This window comes from Streptomyces sp. NPDC058008, from assembly GCF_042886395.1.
Taxonomy (GTDB): Bacteria; Actinomycetota; Actinomycetes; order Streptomycetales; family Streptomycetaceae; genus Streptomyces.
Map to the genome: position 1 here is coordinate 170,941 of NZ_JBHVQX010000008.1, position 15,445 is coordinate 186,385.

The window sequence follows — 15,445 nt, forward strand, 5'->3', positions numbered from 1 at the left end:
CGCTACTGTGATTGGACACTGACGCAGAGTCAACTAGCCTTGTCCAGGCGGTTCTCGGCGCAGGAACCGGGACGGTCCGAGTCACGAGGGGGGAGGCTCGGACCGTCCGTCCCGAGCGGGACCGGTCCGGTCGACGGGGACGCCCGTCCCGGACCGGTCCTGCCAGGACCGGACGGGATGTGCTCAGCCCGTGGAGGCGTCCAGTGCGCGTTCCACGTCGGCCAGCAGATCCTCGGGGTCCTCGGCGCCGACCGAGAACCGGACGAACCCCGGCGGCACCGCGTCCCCGCCCCAGCGCGCCCGGCGCTCCGCGGTGGAGCGCACGCCGCCGAAGCTCGTCGCGTCGTCGACCAGCCGCAGAGCGCCGAGGAAGCGCTCCGCGGTCCGCTCGTCCGCCAGCTCGAAGGAGACCACGGAGCCGAAGCGCCGCATCTGCCGCACGGCGACCGGGTACGAGGGGTCACCGGGAAGCCCCGGGTAGCGGAGCCCCGTCACGTCCGTGCGCTTCGCCAGGGCCTCGGCGAGTGCCAGCGCGGTCGTGCACTGGCGGTCGATCCGCAGTTGCAGCGTCGCCAGCGAACGGTGCGCCAGCCAGGCCTCCATCGGACCGGGGATGGCGCCGACCACCTTGCGCCAGCGCCGCACTCCCGCCGAGAGCCGCGGGTCCAGGCAGCTCACGTGGCCGAGCAGGATGTCTCCGTGCCCGGTCAGGCCCTTGGTGTCGCTGGCCACCGAGAAGTCCGCACCCAGCTCGAGCGGGCGCTGGCCGAGCGAGGTGGCCAGAGTGTTGTCGACCGCGACCAGAACACCCGCGGCGTGCGCGGCCTCGACGAGCCTGCGCACGTCACAGACGTCGAGCCCCGGGTTGGAGGGTGTCTCGATCCACAGAAGTCTCGCCCCCTCGAGAAGTCCCAGCTGGGCGTCTCCGCCGGTCGGCGCGGTCCGCACCTCGACGCCGTACGCCTCCAGTTGCTCACGTACCAGCGGGAGCGCCTGATAGCCGTCGTCCGGCATGACCACGACGTCGCCCGTGCGCGCCTGGGACAGGAGTACGGCCGAGACGGCCGCCATTCCGGAGGCGAAGACCGTGGTCTCGACCTCCTCCCCCGGCGCCTCGAGCTCCCCGATCGCCCGCTCCAGGTGGGTCCAGGTCGGATTCGTGTCCCGGCCGTAGGTGTAGGGGCCGACCGGCTCGCCGGAGAGGTGGAAGTGGGCGGCGAAGACCGGACCGGGAAGGGTGGGTTCGTACTGCTCGGGTTCGGGCAGGCCCGCTCGTACGGCCCGTGTCCCGTCGCCTGTGGTGCTCATCGTCGCTACCTCGTCTTTCCCCGGTGCTCACCGGTCCGCTGTGCACTGTGTCATCAGGGGGCGGCTCAGTCCTCGTCGGGGAGCACGACGTTGAGGGCCCAGGACACCACCGAGATGATCAGGCCGCCCAGTACCGCGGTCCAGAACCCGTCGACGTGGAAGTCCAGATGGACGACGCCGGCCAGCCATGAGGTCAGCATCAGCATCAGGGCGTTGACCACGAGCGTGATCAACCCGAGGGTCAGGATGAACAGGGGCAGGGTGAGCAGCTTCACAACGGGCTTGACGACGAAGTTCACCAGCCCGAACAGCAGCGCCACGAGGATCAGCGTCAGCGCCTTGCGCCCGGTGTTGTCCCCGGTCAGCGTGATGTCCTGGAGCAGCCAGATGGCCACGGCCAGCGCACCGGCGTTGGCGATTGTCTTGACTACGAAATTCTTCATGTGTCTGATCGTGGCAGACATGATCGGTGGCGGACACCGGCTGTACGGACAAGCACGGGTGTGAGGGGCGGACGGACGATGAAGGCATTCAGACTCGACGAGCTGGAGGCGGAACGCGCCGCCAACGACGGCGCCTATCTGCAGTTCGTCAGGGAACGCAACATGTCCGTCGGCCTGTACGCCCTGGACGCCGGCGCCCTGGACCCCCAGCAGCCGCACAACCAGGACGAGGTGTACTTCGTCGTCAGCGGGCGGGCCTCGATCACGGTCGGCACCGAGACCACGCAGGTGGGGCGGGGGAGCGTCGTGTACGTACCCGCCGGGGCCGCCCACAGGTTCCACCACATCACCGAGGACCTCCGGGTGATGGTGGTCTTCTCCCCGCCGGAGGGCTGAACCGCCGGCCTGCCCCGGGAAGGCGTTTCCGGCGGCCGGTGTTCCCTAGGGGATCGATCAGGGGACTTCAGGGGATCCCGGGCCTCCGCAGGCCACCCCCACGGCTCTAGCATCGAAGCAGGAACTCATGGAGACGAGGTAACGGTGATGGCGGTGCGGGAGATTTTCGCGGGGATGCCCTGGTGGGTGAAGTGGGTCGCGGTGCCTCTCATCGCGATCGTCGTGTTCGGTGGCCTGATCGCCACCGTGGTCGGGTTCGTCATCGGTGTCCTGTTCAAGGTGCTGGTCTTCGTCGTTCTCGTGGGCGGTCTGATCTTCGTCGTACGGAAGTTCATGTCCTCGTCGGAGCGAAGCAACTGGTAGACGGGTCGGGACGGGCACCGGGCACGCGGTGCCCGGGCCCCCGTGACAGGCCACGGATACGGTGATTAGCCCAGCTGAGCTAAGTCCAGGACGAAACCTCACTCGTCACTGAACGTGCCGATACAGTTGCGTACCGCTGCCGCCAGCTGGGAAATGACGGACCGTCACCATCCTGCCCAGTGGTTTGTGCGACCGTCCGGTCTCCGGACCCCAGGCTCGCGGCGGGCCCGTGGGGGCGGCCCCCTCGGGAGGGCTGAGAGCCCGTCACCATGCCTGGGGGTGACCTGTGACCACGGCATCGAGTACCGCTGCGCCGACGTTGATCGGCTCGGTTCAGCGGGCGCTGAGACTTATGGAGGCTGTGGGCACCCATCGGGACGGGGCCCCGGCGAAGCAGCTGGCCCGGGAGGCCGGCCTTCCCCTCCCGACCGCCTACCACCTGCTGCGTACCCTCACCCACGAGGGATATCTCCGCAGGGAGAACGGCGTCTTCCTGTTCGGGGCCGCCGCCGAGCGGCTGGGCGGAGGCCCCGCGACCCGGCGCCCCGGAGTGATCGTCGACTCGCTCGCCCACTGGGCGGACGTCATCGGCGCCCCGGTGTACTGCGCCCTGTACAAGGACGGCGAGATCGAGATGATCGCCGTCGCGGAGATTCCGGCGGTTCCCGCGGTCCGTGAGTGGGCCTCCTTCCGTGAGACGGGCCATGCCCACGCTCTCGGGCTGTGTCTCCTGGGGCAGCTCGACGAGCGGGCGCGCGAGGACCATCTGGACCGGCACCCCGTCCGGCCGCTGACCCGTTACTCCGTGCGGGACCGCCAGGAGCTGCTGAGCCGGCTGAGGTCGATGAAGCGCACCGAGCCGGTCGTGGAGCGGCAGGAGTACGCCTTGGGCACGGTCTGTGCGGCCATTCCGATCACCGTGGGTTCTGCGGTGGCGGCGATGGCTGTTTCTCTCCCCCTGCACGAAGAAGAACGGTTGCTCCCCGCAGTCGAACAACTACGCTGCGAAGTGACCACTCTCTTGCGCTCGTTCGTGTTCTCTATCAGTATCTGAAAAATCACTCCTTGTGATCTGCTATCGCGTGCATCACGATGGCGTCAATAGGGCCATGGGGGATCATTCCTGGCCAGTTTCATCTACTGCGGGGTTGAACGATGCGCGAGTCGGTTCAAGCAGAGGTCATGATGAGCTTCCTCGTCTCCGAGGAGCTCTCCTTCCGTATTCCGGTGGAGCTCCGGTACGAGGTCAGCGATCCGTACGCGATCCGGATGACCTTCCACCTGCCAGGCGACGCCCCCGTCACCTGGGCATTCGGCCGTGAGCTGTTGCTCGACGGCCTCAACAGTCCCAGCGGTGACGGCGATGTGCACATCGGTCCGACCGAGCCCGAAGGGCTGTCGGATGTCCACATCCGGCTTCAGGTCGGCGCCGACCGTGCGCTCTTCAGGGCCGGGACGGCGCCTCTCGTGGCCTTCCTGGACCGGACGGACAAGCTGGTGCCGCTGGGGCAGGAGCACACGCTGGGTGACTTCGACGGCAATCTGGAAGAGGCGCTGGGCCGCATCCTGGCCAAGGAGCAGAACGCCGGCTGAACAGGAAGCAACGGCTGAACACCGAGCGCCGACGGCACGGCTCCATGTGCCCGGTGCCTCGTCTCATGCCTTGCGGCGACGGCCTCTCCCGGTCCGTGCGGGTGCAGGAGCTCCGGCTTCCGCGCCGAGCCCCGTGCGGTCCGCGGAGACCACCAGGGCCGCGAGCACCGTCGTCACCGGTACCGAGGCGACCAGCCCGATCGAGCCGACCAGTGTCCGGACGATCTCCTCCGCGACGAGTTCGCTGTTGGCGACCGTGCCCACACTGCTCTGCGCGATCGAGAAGAGCAGCAGCAGGGGGAGCGCCGCGCCCGCGTAGGCGAGCACGAGCGTGTTGACGACCGAGGCGATGTGGTCGCGCCCGATCCGGATGCCCGCGCGGTAGAGCCGGCGCACACCCATGGACGGGTCGGCCTGGTGGAGTTCCCAGACCGCCGACGTCTGGGTGACGGTCACATCGTCCAGCACACCGAGCGAACCGATGATCACACCGGCCAGCAGCAGACCGCTCATGTCGATGTGCGGGTACAGCCCGTGGATGAGGCCGGTGTTGTCGTCCGTGTTCCCGGACAGGCTGGCCCAGCCGATGAAGAGGGAGCCGAGCAGCCCGATCAGCAGCAGTGAGATGAGCGTGCCGATGACGGCCACGGAGGTGCGCGCCGTCAGCCCGTGGCAGGTGTAGAGGGCGATCAGCATGATGGCGCTGGCCCCGATCACCGCCACCACCAGCGGATTCGAGCCCTGAAGGATCGCCGGCAGGATGAACAGGGTCAGCACGGCGAAGGAGACGGCGAGCGCGATCAGCGCCATCAGGCCGCGGATCCTGCCCACCACCACCACGGCGAGGGCGAAGATCCCGGCGAGCAACGCCATCGGCACCGTGCGGTCCACGTCGGTGACCGAGTACTGCAGGTCCCGGGGCGCGTCGGGAGCGTACGCCACGACCACCCCCTGGCCCTCGTGGAGTTGGCGGGGGGCGTCGGGCTGGATGACCTCGACGAACGTACGTCCCTTGTCGTCACCCGTGGTCACTTCGACGGTCGCCTTCTTGCACCGGCCCGACTGCTCGTTGACCGCCTCCCGCCCCGACGCCGTCGAGGTGTCGCCGGTCGGCGGTACCTGCGAGGCGTTGACGTCGGCGCAGTCGACCGACACGACCTTCGTCACCCGGCCGTCCTGGGTCTGCCGGTCGAATCCGACGCCCGTGCGCTCGTGGGCGGGGGCGCCGCCCGGCCAGAACGCGACGAGCCCGACCAGGACCGCGGTCGCGAAGGGGATCACCACGGCCGCGATGACCTTGCGCAGGTGCTTGGAGACGGGCGCGGCTGGACCGTGGCTGTGGGTGTGGGCGTGCGTATGGCTCTGCGTGCTGCCTGTCGCGGGGCCGTGGGGTTCGGGGGCGCTTCCGGGGGACGTCACCCGCCGATCATCCCAAGAACCGGGGAGGCCCTCTGGCCAGCACGCCAGACGGGAGGCTAGCGTGGGGGCACATCTGTACACGCGGGAGCTCGGAGCACCGGGCTGAGAGGGCGCTGACCTCCGTATATCCCTACGGGACGCGCTGCGCCGACCGCCGAACCTGTTACCGGGTAATGCCGGCGTAGGGAGTAGGTCTCATGACCACAGCGGACGCACGCACGCCTGCCTCGAAGCGGAATGCGCGGATTCCGGCGGATACCGACGGCCCGGCCTCCACCGAGGGGGCGGGGGACGACGCGACGGGGAGGTCCGTCGGCTGGCACAAGGGGTACGTCCAGGGCTCACGCCCCGACCTCCGGGTGCCGGTCCGTCAGGTGCACCTCACCAACGGCGGGGAGGTGACGCTGTACGACACGTCCGGTCCGTACACGGACCCCGCCGTCGACACCGATGTCCGCCGGGGGCTCGCACCGGTCCGGGAGAACTGGATCATCGCCCGTGGCGACACCGAGGAGTACGCGGGGCGCCCCGCCCGGCCCGAGGACGACGGACTCAAGCACACCTCGCCACGCGGGGGCCTGCGCAACCTCGACGCGGTCTTCCCGGGCCGTCCGAGGCAGCCCCGCCGCAGCCGTGACGGCCGGCCCGTCACCCAGCTCGCGTACGCCCGCCGGGGGGAGATCACCCCGGAGATGGAGTACGTCGCCCTGAGGGAGAACGTCGGACCCGAGGTCGTGCGCGAGGAGATCGCGGCGGGCCGCGCGGTCCTGCCGGCCAACGTCAACCACCCGGAGACCGAGCCGATGATCATCGGCAAGCGCTTCCTGGTGAAGGTGAACGCCAACATCGGCAACTCCGCGGTGACCTCGTCCATCGAGGAGGAGGTGGACAAGATGACCTGGGCCACCCGGTGGGGCGCGGACACGGTGATGGACCTCTCCACCGGCCGCAACATCCACACCACCCGCGAGTGGGTCCTCCGCAACTCCCCCGTGCCGATCGGCACGGTGCCCCTGTACCAGGCGCTCGAGAAGGTCGACGGCCGCGCCGAGGAACTGACCTGGGAGATCTACAAGGACACGGTCGTCGAGCAGGCGGAGCAGGGCGTCGACTACATGACGGTGCACGCCGGGGTGCGGCTGCCGTACGTCCCGCTGACGGCACGCCGTAAGACCGGCATCGTCTCGCGCGGTGGCTCGATCATGGCCGCCTGGTGCCTCGCGCACCACAAGGAGTCGTTCCTGTACGAGCACTTCGAGGAGCTCTGCGAGATCCTCGCGGCCTACGACGTGACCTACTCGCTCGGCGACGGGCTGCGTCCCGGCTCCATCGCCGACGCCAACGACGAGGCGCAGTTCGCCGAACTCCGTACGCTCGGCGAACTCAACACCGTGGCCAAGCGCTTCGGCGTCCAGACGATGATCGAGGGTCCGGGCCATGTCCCGATGCACAAGATCAAGGAGAACATCGACCTCCAGCAGGAGATCTGCGAGGAGGCGCCGTTCTACACGCTGGGTCCCCTCACCACCGACGTGGCGCCCGCGTACGACCACATCACCTCGGGCATCGGCGCGGCCATGATCGCCTGGTGGGGGACGGCGATGCTCTGCTACGTCACGCCCAAGGAGCACCTGGGACTGCCGAACCGCGACGACGTGAAGACAGGCGTCATCACCTACAGGATCGCCGCCCACGCGGCGGACCTGGCCAAGGGGCACCCCGGGGCCCAGGAGTGGGACGACGCGCTGTCGGACGCCCGGTTCGAGTTCCGCTGGGAGGACCAGTTCAACCTGGCCCTCGATCCGGACACCGCGCGGGAGTTCCATGACGAGACGCTGCCGGCGGAGCCCGCGAAGACGGCGCACTTCTGCTCCATGTGCGGCCCCAAGTTCTGTTCGATGAAGATCTCCCACGACATCCGGCGGGAGCACGGGCACGAACAGGCCGAGATCGAGGCGGGTATGGCCGAGAAGTCCAGGGAGTTCGCGGCGGCGGGCAACAGGGTCTACCTGCCGCTCGCGGACGCGGACTGACGCCGGGGCCCGTCCGCAGGGCCTCGCGGCGCCCTCCTCGCCACCGCCGGCCCGGAAGGGCGCCGCGGGCCGGGCCCGGCGCACGCCGGCGTGGTGTGGCCCGGCCCGGCGCCTGGGTGGTCCGGCCCGGCGGGACCCGCCGGGCCGGGGCGGACCACTCCGGCCCGAGTAGCGGGCGGATCACTCCGGCCGGTTCTCGGGGCCGCCGAAGTCCGGGCTGGTGAAGTCGGGGCTGGTGAAGGTCGGACGCGGGCCGGCCGAGGGGCCGTCCCCCGGCCCGGAGAAGTCCGGTCTGCTGTAGCCGACCTTCGGTATCCGGTTCGCCGAACGGTGCGGCGTGCGCGCGGCGGGCCCCGCGGTCGGGTCGGCCAGCGCGTCCCGGAAGAAGGGCAGGATCCCGCGTTCCAGCAGGGCGTGGCGCCAGGCCTCCCGGGCTCGCGCCACGTCCTCCGGCAGTTCCTCCTCCTCGTCCACGGCGGGCAGGGCCGTGGCACCGTTGCGCAGAGCGGTGACCAGGAGCCCCACCGCGGCGACCAGGATGGCGGCGGCGGCGACCGCGGCGAAGAACCATCCGGCGGCGACCATGGTCCCCGCGAACGCCGGGGCGGGGTCGAGCGCCTTCAGCAGATATCCGACCAGCAGGAATATCAGTGCGGCGGCTGCGGCGAGCACCGGTGCCAGTACGGCTATCACCGCGCCGGTACCGGCACCCTCGGGGGCGGGCCCGGCCGGGGCGGGGGCGAGCACGGAGTCGTGCGCGTCCGGGTCCTCCGGCCCGCGCAGCTCGCCGCGGACCTTCACATAGTGGTCGTACTCGGTGGCGGCGGCCGTGGTGATCAGGGGCGTGGCGTCGAGTGCCATCGTCCGCAGCTGTTCCCTGTTGAGCCGGTCGCCGACTCCGTCCAGATCAGGTCGTTCGTGGGCATGACGCAGTGCGTCGGCAAGGATCCGCTCGTACTCGGGGCGGTCCTCGGCCAGCAGGTGCGGAGCGCTTTTCATGTGCATCCCCCGATGCTCCGTCGTGCCTGACCGACCGCGCGAGCCGGGTCATCAGGCAGAAACGGAGGAGAGCCTGCTACTGATACGCCGATGGTAGAGCGCCCACCGCGCAGGGTGACAGGGGGTTTCCGGAAATAGGCGTGCCCGCCGACGGTGTCAGGTTCTGATGCCTCTTCCCCGCCGGCCGTCAGTCATGCAGGGGGAGTTGGACGACCAGTAGCTTTCCGGCCATGGTCACCCCGCCGTCCATGGCGATGGCGAGCCTCTCCGCGTAGACGTGCGGACCGTCCACCACGGGCCGCGGGGCGTCCTCGCCCTCCTCCGATCCGACCTCTCCCAGCAGGTACGGGATGGGGCTGTGGCCGTGGACGACGCGCTGTCCGCCGTAGGTCGCCATCAGTTCGCGAACGGCCTGCGCGCCGCCCTCGTCACGGAAGGCGAACCTCTTGGTGAGCTTGCGGAACAGGTCCCAGCACTCGTCCGCGTCGTTCCGCGTGAGAATGGCGTGCACCGTGTCGTTGACGTCCTCGATGGTCGATCCGTAGTCGAGGTACGCGGTCGTGTCGGAGTGCATGAGCAGGTGCCCGTCCTCCTCGACGACCGCGTCGAGCCGTGCCATCCACTGGATGTGGACGTCCTGGAGCCGCTCCATGTCGGTCTTCTGGCCGCCGTTGAGCAGCCAGGCGGCCTGGAAGGTCGCGGTGCCGGCACCGGAGTTCACCGGCGTGTCCCCGAACCTCTTCGCACCGAGCAGCAGCAGTTCGTGGTTGCCCATGAGGGCCTTGCAGTACCCGCCGGCCGCCGCGGCTTCCGCGGAGAGGCGCATGACGAGGTCGATGACGCCGATGCCGTCCGGCCCGCGGTCGGTGAAGTCGCCGAGGAACCAGAGCCGGGCGTTGCCCGCCGCCCACCGGCCGTCGGCGTCGACCAGGCCCTGCTCGCCCAGGGCGGCCAAAAGCTCGTCCAGATAGCCGTGGACGTCGCCGACGACGTACAGCGGACCGGGGCCGGGTTCACCGGCGGGCCGGGCCTCCGGGACCGTTTGCACCTGGACGGTGTCGCCGCGGTTGATCACGGGCAGATCGCGCTCGGTGGGGGTGTACCCCTCCGGCGGTTCGTCGCCCACCGCGGCGTTGCCGGGATGCGGCAAGGGCGCGGGCATCGGCACCTGCGCATACGGCGGTACGCGGAAGTCGCGCAACGTCGCTGTCCGCACCACGGGTTCCTGACCGGCCCCCTGAGTCATCGACCCCTCCACCACCGTCGCGCCTCCGTACACCTGACGGGCCCTGCCTGGTAGAGGTGGTCCGCGGTGTCGTGCGCCCATCATAGGAATGCGGATCGTGCTGTGTGACGCACCAGGGGTGGTGAATCCGTGCGCACACCCGGTTCATCGGCCGTTTGGTCCGGATTAATCCGATCAGTCCCCGGCGGGCGAGCGCGGAGGGCTGACCGTGGTGCGCGGCGGACGCCGCTGCGAGGACGTCCGGACGATGAGCTCCGTCGGTATCACCTGCTCCACCGGACCGTCGTGTTCGACTCCTTCGATGGCGTCGATGAGGAGCTGGACGACCGCCGTGCCGATCCTGCGCGGCTTCAGCGAGAGGGTCGTGATGGGCGGCTCGGTCGACGCGTACACGGTGGACTCGCTGCAGCAGACGAGCAGGAGGTCCTCGGGGACCCGCAGGCCGTACCGGCGGGCCGCGGCGAGCAGATCGGTGCCGTTGGGGTCGAAGAGCCCGTAGACGGCGTCCGGGCGGTCCGGACGGGCGAGCAGGCGGTCGGCGGCCACCGCGCCGGCGCAGGGGTCGTGGGCCGGATAGGACTCGTAGACCGGGTCCTGGCCGACCCTTTCGCACCAGTGGAGGTAGGCGGTGGTGGACAGGCGGGTGTACGTGTCGGTCGTGGTGCCCGTGAGCAGCCCGATGCGGCGCGCTCCCGCCGCCGCGAGGTGGTCCAGCAGGTCGAGGACGGCCGCCCGGTGGTCGTTGTCGACCCAGGCGGTGACCGGGAGCGTGCCCGCAGGGCGTCCGTCGGAGACGACGGGGAGCCCCTGGCGCACGAGTTCGGTCACGACCGGATCCTGGTCGGAGGGGTCGATGACGACGGTTCCGTCGAGGGCGACGTTCGACCAGACGTCGTGGCGTGAGGTCGCGGGGAGGATCACGAGGGCGTAGCCGCGGGCGAGGGCGGCCGACGTGGCGGCTCTCGCCATCTCCGCGAAGTACGCGAACTCGGTGAAGGTGAAGGGTTCGTCCCCGTACGTGGTCACGGTCAGGCCGATGAGCCCGGACTTGCCGGTACGGAGGGTTCGGGCCGCCGCGGACGGGCGGTAGCCCAGCCGTTCGGCGACCTCGCGGACGTGGCGGCGCGTGGCGTCCGGGAGTCTGCCCTTGCCGTTGAGGGCGTCGGACACGGTCGTGATGGAGACCCCGGCCGCCGCGGCTACATCCCGGATTCCCGCCCGTCCCGGCCGGCCGCTGCGCCGGGGCGTCTCTGTCCGGCTCACCTGGTGCTTCCCTGCTGCTGTCATGGCGAGCCGATAGTAGGGCTCCGATGCCGGGTTGGGCCGGTCGCATATGCATACGTCAAGAGGCACGTTTCTGCATGATCATCAAGGCCTAAATGCCTTGTGAATCAAGGGTGTTGGGGGCATCCGGATTAATGTGTCATGCATCCACGCGCGTGAACCTGCTGTATGGCCCATGTCTCGAAGAGGTCTCAACTCACCTGTTCGAGGGATGCGCGCCACGGCGTGAGCGACCGGCGCGCGGCGCATCACGTCATGCTCCCCCTCCCGAAGCCCACCGGAGCCGCCCACGGCAGGTGATTCCGGCCGGGGAGGGCGATTTCGCATCACGGCCATTCGCACAGGTGCCCAATCCTCATAGGGTGAGCAGTATTGATGTGGACGGACGGTCGAGGAGGACCTGCGGTGAGCGAGACGAGCCCCAAGCTGCGCGCCGAGCTGGACGGCGTCCCTGCGTACGTGCCGGGCAAGCCGGCATCCGCGGAGGGACCGGTTGCCTTCAAGCTGTCCTCCAACGAGAACCCGTACCCCCCTCTGCCCGGGGTCATGGAGTCGGTCCTCACCGCGGCCGCCGCCTTCAACAGGTACCCCGACATGGCCTGTACCGGTCTGATGAACGAGCTGTCCGACCGGTTCGGCGTGCCGGTCTCCCACCTGGCCACGGGCACGGGGTCGGTCGGCGTGGCCCAGCAGCTGCTCCAGGCCACCTCGGGCCCCGGGGACGAGGTCATCTACGCCTGGCGCTCGTTCGAGGCGTACCCGATCATCACGCAGATCAGCGGTGCGACGTCGGTCAAGGTGCCGCTGACCCGCGGTGAGGTGCACGACCTCGACGCCATGGCCGGCGCGGTCACCGACCGGACACGGATGATCTTCGTCTGCAACCCGAACAACCCGACCGGCACGGTGGTGCGCCGGGCGGAGCTGGAGCGGTTCCTGGACCGCGTCCCGGACGACGTCCTGGTCGTGCTCGACGAGGCGTACAAGGAGTTCATCCGGGACGCGGACGTGCCGGACGGCATCGAGATCTACCGGGACCGGCCCAACGTCGCGGTGCTGCGCACCTTCTCCAAGGCGTACGGCCTCGCGGGTCTGCGGGTCGGCTTCGCCGTGGCGCACGAGCCGGTCGCGGCGGCGCTGCGCAAGACGGCCGTCCCCTTCGGCGTCAGCCAGGTCGCCCAGGACGCCGCCGTCGCCTCGCTGCGCGCCGAGGACGAGCTCCTGGGGCGGGTGGGGTCGCTGGTCGGCGAGCGTTCCCGGGTGTACGACGGGCTCGTGCGGCAGGGCTGGACGGTTCCGGAGTCCCAGGCGAACTTCGTCTGGCTGCGGCTCGGCGACCGTACGCTCGATTTCGCCGCGGTCTGCGAGCGGGCCGGCGTGGTCGTCCGGCCGTTCGCCGGTGAGGGCGTACGGGTCACGATCGGGGAGGCCGAGGCCAACGACGTGTTCCTGAAGGTGGCGGAGTCCTTCCGGCAGGAGGGCTGACGGCCGCTGCCCGGTCAGGCCCCTGGTGGCCCCGTACCCCGATCAGGGAGGTGCGGGGCCACCGCCTTTTCCCGCCCCGCGCGACTGGACGCTCGCGGCTGTCGCTCCCGTGCGGGGGCTGTCCGTTTTCGGGTGGCTCGGTCGGGTCGGCCGGAAAGCACCCCCCACCCGAAGGCTTCGAAGACATGTGCGCCATAATGCTTGTGAATGTGAACGCGTTCACAAGCGCGCCCCGTTTTCCACCTTGATCGGGTGGATTGCCCGGGGGGTCTGCGGCTGTGATCACGGCGACGTAAGGAGAAGAGTCGTGGACCTGGCTCTGGCACCAGAGACTCTGGCGCGATGGCAGTTCGGCATCACCACCGTCTACCACTTCCTGTTCGTCCCACTGACGATCTCTCTCGCCGCGCTCACCGCGGGCCTGCAGACCGCCTGGGTGCGGACGGACAACGAGAAGTACCTCAGGGCCACCAAGTTCTGGGGCAAGCTCTTCCTGATCAACATCGCCATGGGTGTGGTCACGGGCATCGTCCAGGAGTTCCAGTTCGGTATGAACTGGTCCGACTACTCGCGGTTCGTCGGGGACGTCTTCGGCGCCCCGCTCGCCTTCGAGGCGCTGATCGCGTTCTTCTTCGAGTCCACCTTCATCGGCCTGTGGATCTTCGGCTGGGACAAGCTGCCGAAGAAGATCCATCTCGCCTGCATATGGATGGTGTCGATCGGCACCATCCTCTCGACGTTCTTCATCCTGGCCGCCAACTCCTGGATGCAGCACCCGGTCGGCTACCGGATCAACGAGGAACGCGGGCGCGCGGAGCTCACCGACTTCTGGAAGGTGCTCACCCAGGACACCGCGCTCACCCAGTTCTTCCACACCATCACGGCGGCGTTCCTGGTCGGCGGTGCCTTCATGGTCGGCATCTCCGCCTTCCACCTGGCGCGCAAGAGGCACATCCGGGTGATGCGCACCTCGCTGCGGGTCGGGCTGGTCACGGTGGTGGCCGCGGGCATGCTCACGGCGGTCAGCGGGGACACGCTCGGCAAGGTGATGTTCAAGCAGCAGCCGATGAAGATGGCCGCCGCCGAGGCCCTGTGGGAGGGCGAGGACGGCGCCCCCTTCTCGCTCTTCGCGGTCGGTGATGTCGCCGAGGGGCACAACGATGTGGAGGTCTCCATCCCCGGAGTGCTCTCCTTCCTCGCCGACAACACCTTCACCTCGCACGTGCCGGGCATCAACGACATCAACAAGCAGTTGCAGGAGACCTACGGGCCCGGTGACTACCGGCCCAACATCCCGGTCGCGTTCTGGAGCTTCCGCTGGATGATCGGCTTCGGCATGGCGTCCTTCGGACTCGGTCTGCTCGGGCTGTGGCTGACACGGCGCAGGTTCCTGCTGCCGCCGGCGCTGCGCACCGGCGAGGACGAGGTGCCGAATCTGGTCCTGTTCAGGAACAAGGCCCTGAGCCCGAAGCTCGCCAAGCTCTACTGGATCACGGCGCTGTGGACCATGCTCTTCCCCCTGATCGCCAACTCCTGGGGCTGGATCTTCACCGAGATGGGCCGCCAGCCCTGGGTGGTCTACGGGGTGTTCCAGACCCGTGACGCGGTCTCTCCGGGGGTCTCGCAGGGCGAGATCCTGACCTCCATGATCGGCTTCACGGCCCTCTACGCGGTGCTCGCCGTCATCGAGGTCAAGCTCCTCCTGAAGTACGTCAAGGCCGGGCCGCCCGAGCTCACCGAGGCCGACCTCAACCCGCCCACCCGGATCGGCGGCCACGACCAGGACGCCGACCGGCCGATGGCCTTCTCCTACTGAGATCAAGCGGAGCTGAGAGATGGAACTCCACGACGTCTGGTTCGTGCTCATCGCCGTCCTGTGGACCGGCTACTTCTTCCTGGAGGGATTCGACTTCGGTATCGGAGTGCTGACCAAGCTGCTGGCCCGAGACCGCAAGGAGCGCCGGGTCCTGATCAACACGATCGGACCGGTCTGGGACGGGAACGAGGTGTGGCTGCTCAGCGCGGGCGGTGCGACCTTCGCGGCCTTCCCGGAGTGGTACGCCACCCTGTTCTCCGGCTTCTACCTCCCGCTGCTGGTCATCCTGTTCTGCCTGATCGTGCGCGGCGTGGCGTTCGAGTACCGCGCGAAGCGGCCCGAGGAGCGGTGGCAGGCCAACTGGGAGCACGCGATCTTCTGGACGTCGCTGATCCCCGCCGTCCTCTGGGGCGTGGCCTTCGGGAACATCGTCCGCGGCGTGAAGATCGATGCGGACATGGAGTACGTGGGCAACCTCTGGGACCTGCTCAACCCGTACGCCATCCTGGGCGGGCTGGTGACGCTGTTCCTCTTCACCTTCCACGGAGCCGTGTTCGCCGCGCTCAAGACCGTCGGGGACATCAGGGCCCGGGCGCGGGGGCTGGCCTTCAAGCTGGGTCTGGCCACCGCGGTGCTCGCACTGGGCTTCCTGGCCTGGACGCAGGCGGACAACGGCAACGGCTGGAGCCTGCTGGCGATGATCATCGCCGTGGTGTCCCTGGTGGCGGCGATCGGTGCGGTCGCGGCGGGACGCGAGGGCTGGTCGTTCGCGTTCTCCGGGGTGACCATCGCCGCCGCGGTCGCGATGCTCTTCCTGACGCTCTTCCCGAACGTCATGCCCTCCTCGCTGAACGATGCCTGGAACCTGACGGTCTCCAACGCCTCGTCCAGCCCCTACACCCTCAAGATCATGACCTGGTGCGCCGGTATCGCCACTCCGGTGGTGCTGCTCTACCAGGGCTGGACGTACTGGGTGTTCCGCAAGCGCATCGGCACGCACCACATCGCGGACGCGCACTGAAGGTGGCACCGCGCGGTGGACGGGCCTGAGGGAACGGGC

At 69.2% G+C, this 15,445-nt stretch carries 14 protein-coding genes and 1 riboswitch; of the genes, 8 read left to right on the plus strand and 6 right to left on the minus strand.

The annotated features are described in order from the left end of the window. Positions 1 to 183 precede the first annotated feature (183 nt). Together ACFVS9_RS10745 and ACFVS9_RS10750 are read right to left on the minus strand one after the other, a co-directional pair. Positions 184 to 1,308, minus strand: coding sequence for a cystathionine gamma-lyase (locus ACFVS9_RS10745; protein ID WP_389931405.1), 1,125 nt, complete (start codon positions 1,306 to 1,308; stop codon positions 184 to 186). A 65-nt stretch (positions 1,309 to 1,373) separates the two neighbouring features. Next, positions 1,374 to 1,751, minus strand: coding sequence for a phage holin family protein (locus ACFVS9_RS10750; RefSeq protein ID WP_383112798.1), 378 nt, complete (start codon positions 1,749 to 1,751; stop codon positions 1,374 to 1,376). Positions 1,752 to 1,829: 78 nt separating this feature from the next. Here ACFVS9_RS10750 and ACFVS9_RS10755 point away from each other — a divergent pair, with 78 nt between their 5' ends. The 4 genes from ACFVS9_RS10755 to ACFVS9_RS10770 all read left to right on the plus strand — a co-directional run bounded on the left by ACFVS9_RS10755 (position 1,830) and on the right by ACFVS9_RS10770 (position 4,103). Next, entirely contained in the window at positions 1,830 to 2,147 is a 318-nt protein-coding gene (locus tag ACFVS9_RS10755) for a cupin domain-containing protein (protein WP_383112799.1), read from the plus strand. Positions 2,148 to 2,300: 153 nt separating this feature from the next. Continuing rightward, positions 2,301 to 2,510, plus strand: a complete 210-nt coding sequence (locus ACFVS9_RS10760) for a DUF5326 family protein (protein WP_383112800.1) — start codon at positions 2,301 to 2,303, stop codon at positions 2,508 to 2,510. 286 nt (positions 2,511 to 2,796) lie between these two features. Then, a complete protein-coding gene (locus tag ACFVS9_RS10765; RefSeq protein ID WP_383112801.1) occupies positions 2,797 to 3,564 on the plus strand; it encodes an IclR family transcriptional regulator in 768 nt (255 codons plus the stop codon). A 101-nt stretch (positions 3,565 to 3,665) separates the two neighbouring features. Then, positions 3,666 to 4,103 (plus strand): SsgA family sporulation/cell division regulator, encoded by a 438-nt coding sequence (locus tag ACFVS9_RS10770; RefSeq protein ID WP_073750747.1) that lies wholly within the window; start codon positions 3,666 to 3,668, stop codon positions 4,101 to 4,103. A 63-nt stretch (positions 4,104 to 4,166) separates the two neighbouring features. Here the strand turns inward: ACFVS9_RS10770 and ACFVS9_RS10775 are convergent, their stop codons facing one another. After that, complete coding sequence (locus ACFVS9_RS10775) at positions 4,167 to 5,522, minus strand: YibE/F family protein (protein WP_383112802.1); 1,356 nt, start codon at positions 5,520 to 5,522, stop codon at positions 4,167 to 4,169. 71 nt (positions 5,523 to 5,593) lie between these two features. After that, a riboswitch (TPP riboswitch) is annotated at positions 5,594 to 5,727 on the plus strand. Here ACFVS9_RS10775 and thiC point away from each other — a divergent pair. Next, on the plus strand, positions 5,720 to 7,555 hold the full coding sequence (gene thiC, locus ACFVS9_RS10780) for a phosphomethylpyrimidine synthase ThiC (protein ID WP_383112803.1): 1,836 nt from the start codon (positions 5,720 to 5,722) through the stop codon (positions 7,553 to 7,555). (Overlaps the previous riboswitch by 8 nt.) Before the next feature lie 180 nt (positions 7,556 to 7,735). Here thiC and ACFVS9_RS10785 read toward each other — a convergent pair whose 3' ends face one another. The 3 genes from ACFVS9_RS10785 to ACFVS9_RS10795 all read right to left on the minus strand — a co-directional run bounded on the left by ACFVS9_RS10785 (position 7,736) and on the right by ACFVS9_RS10795 (position 11,087). Further along, positions 7,736 to 8,560: a hypothetical protein gene (locus ACFVS9_RS10785; RefSeq protein WP_389931407.1), complete on the minus strand. Its 825-nt coding sequence runs from the start codon at positions 8,558 to 8,560 to the stop codon at positions 7,736 to 7,738. Between the two features lie 181 nt (positions 8,561 to 8,741). Next, positions 8,742 to 9,800, minus strand: a complete 1,059-nt coding sequence (locus ACFVS9_RS10790; protein ID WP_383112805.1) for a metallophosphoesterase — start codon at positions 9,798 to 9,800, stop codon at positions 8,742 to 8,744. Positions 9,801 to 9,974: 174 nt separating this feature from the next. After that, entirely contained in the window at positions 9,975 to 11,087 is a 1,113-nt protein-coding gene (locus tag ACFVS9_RS10795) for a LacI family DNA-binding transcriptional regulator (RefSeq protein WP_383112806.1), read from the minus strand. Between the two features lie 402 nt (positions 11,088 to 11,489). Between ACFVS9_RS10795 and hisC the strand changes: the two genes are divergently transcribed. The 3 genes from hisC (at position 11,490) to cydB (ending at position 15,406) form a co-directional block, all read left to right on the plus strand. After that, complete coding sequence (hisC, locus tag ACFVS9_RS10800) at positions 11,490 to 12,569, plus strand: histidinol-phosphate transaminase (protein WP_383112807.1); 1,080 nt, start codon at positions 11,490 to 11,492, stop codon at positions 12,567 to 12,569. Positions 12,570 to 12,876: 307 nt separating this feature from the next. Then, complete coding sequence (locus tag ACFVS9_RS10805) at positions 12,877 to 14,385, plus strand: cytochrome ubiquinol oxidase subunit I (protein WP_383112808.1); 1,509 nt, start codon at positions 12,877 to 12,879, stop codon at positions 14,383 to 14,385. Positions 14,386 to 14,404: 19 nt separating this feature from the next. Next, the gene (gene cydB, locus ACFVS9_RS10810) at positions 14,405 to 15,406 is read left to right on the plus strand and encodes a cytochrome d ubiquinol oxidase subunit II (protein ID WP_383112809.1); all 1,002 of its coding nucleotides are present in this window, start codon (positions 14,405 to 14,407) and stop codon (positions 15,404 to 15,406) included. Positions 15,407 to 15,445: the final 39 nt, after the last annotated feature.

Coding starts and splice junctions, on each gene's coding strand:
- ACFVS9_RS10770 (WP_073750747.1), top strand. CDS start 3,666: ATGCGCGAGTCGGTTCAAGCAGAGGTCATGATGAGCTTCCTCGTCTCC.
- cydB (WP_383112809.1), top strand. CDS start 14,405: ATGGAACTCCACGACGTCTGGTTCGTGCTCATCGCCGTCCTGTGGACC.
- ACFVS9_RS10795 (WP_383112806.1), bottom strand. CDS start 11,087: ATGACAGCAGCAGGGAAGCACCAGGTGAGCCGGACAGAGACGCCCCGG.
- ACFVS9_RS10745 (WP_389931405.1), bottom strand. CDS start 1,308: ATGAGCACCACAGGCGACGGGACACGGGCCGTACGAGCGGGCCTGCCC.
- ACFVS9_RS10785 (WP_389931407.1), bottom strand. CDS start 8,560: ATGCACATGAAAAGCGCTCCGCACCTGCTGGCCGAGGACCGCCCCGAG.
- ACFVS9_RS10750 (WP_383112798.1), bottom strand. CDS start 1,751: ATGAAGAATTTCGTAGTCAAGACAATCGCCAACGCCGGTGCGCTGGCC.
- ACFVS9_RS10790 (WP_383112805.1), bottom strand. CDS start 9,800: ATGACTCAGGGGGCCGGTCAGGAACCCGTGGTGCGGACAGCGACGTTG.
- thiC (WP_383112803.1), top strand. CDS start 5,720: ATGACCACAGCGGACGCACGCACGCCTGCCTCGAAGCGGAATGCGCGG.
- ACFVS9_RS10755 (WP_383112799.1), top strand. CDS start 1,830: ATGAAGGCATTCAGACTCGACGAGCTGGAGGCGGAACGCGCCGCCAAC.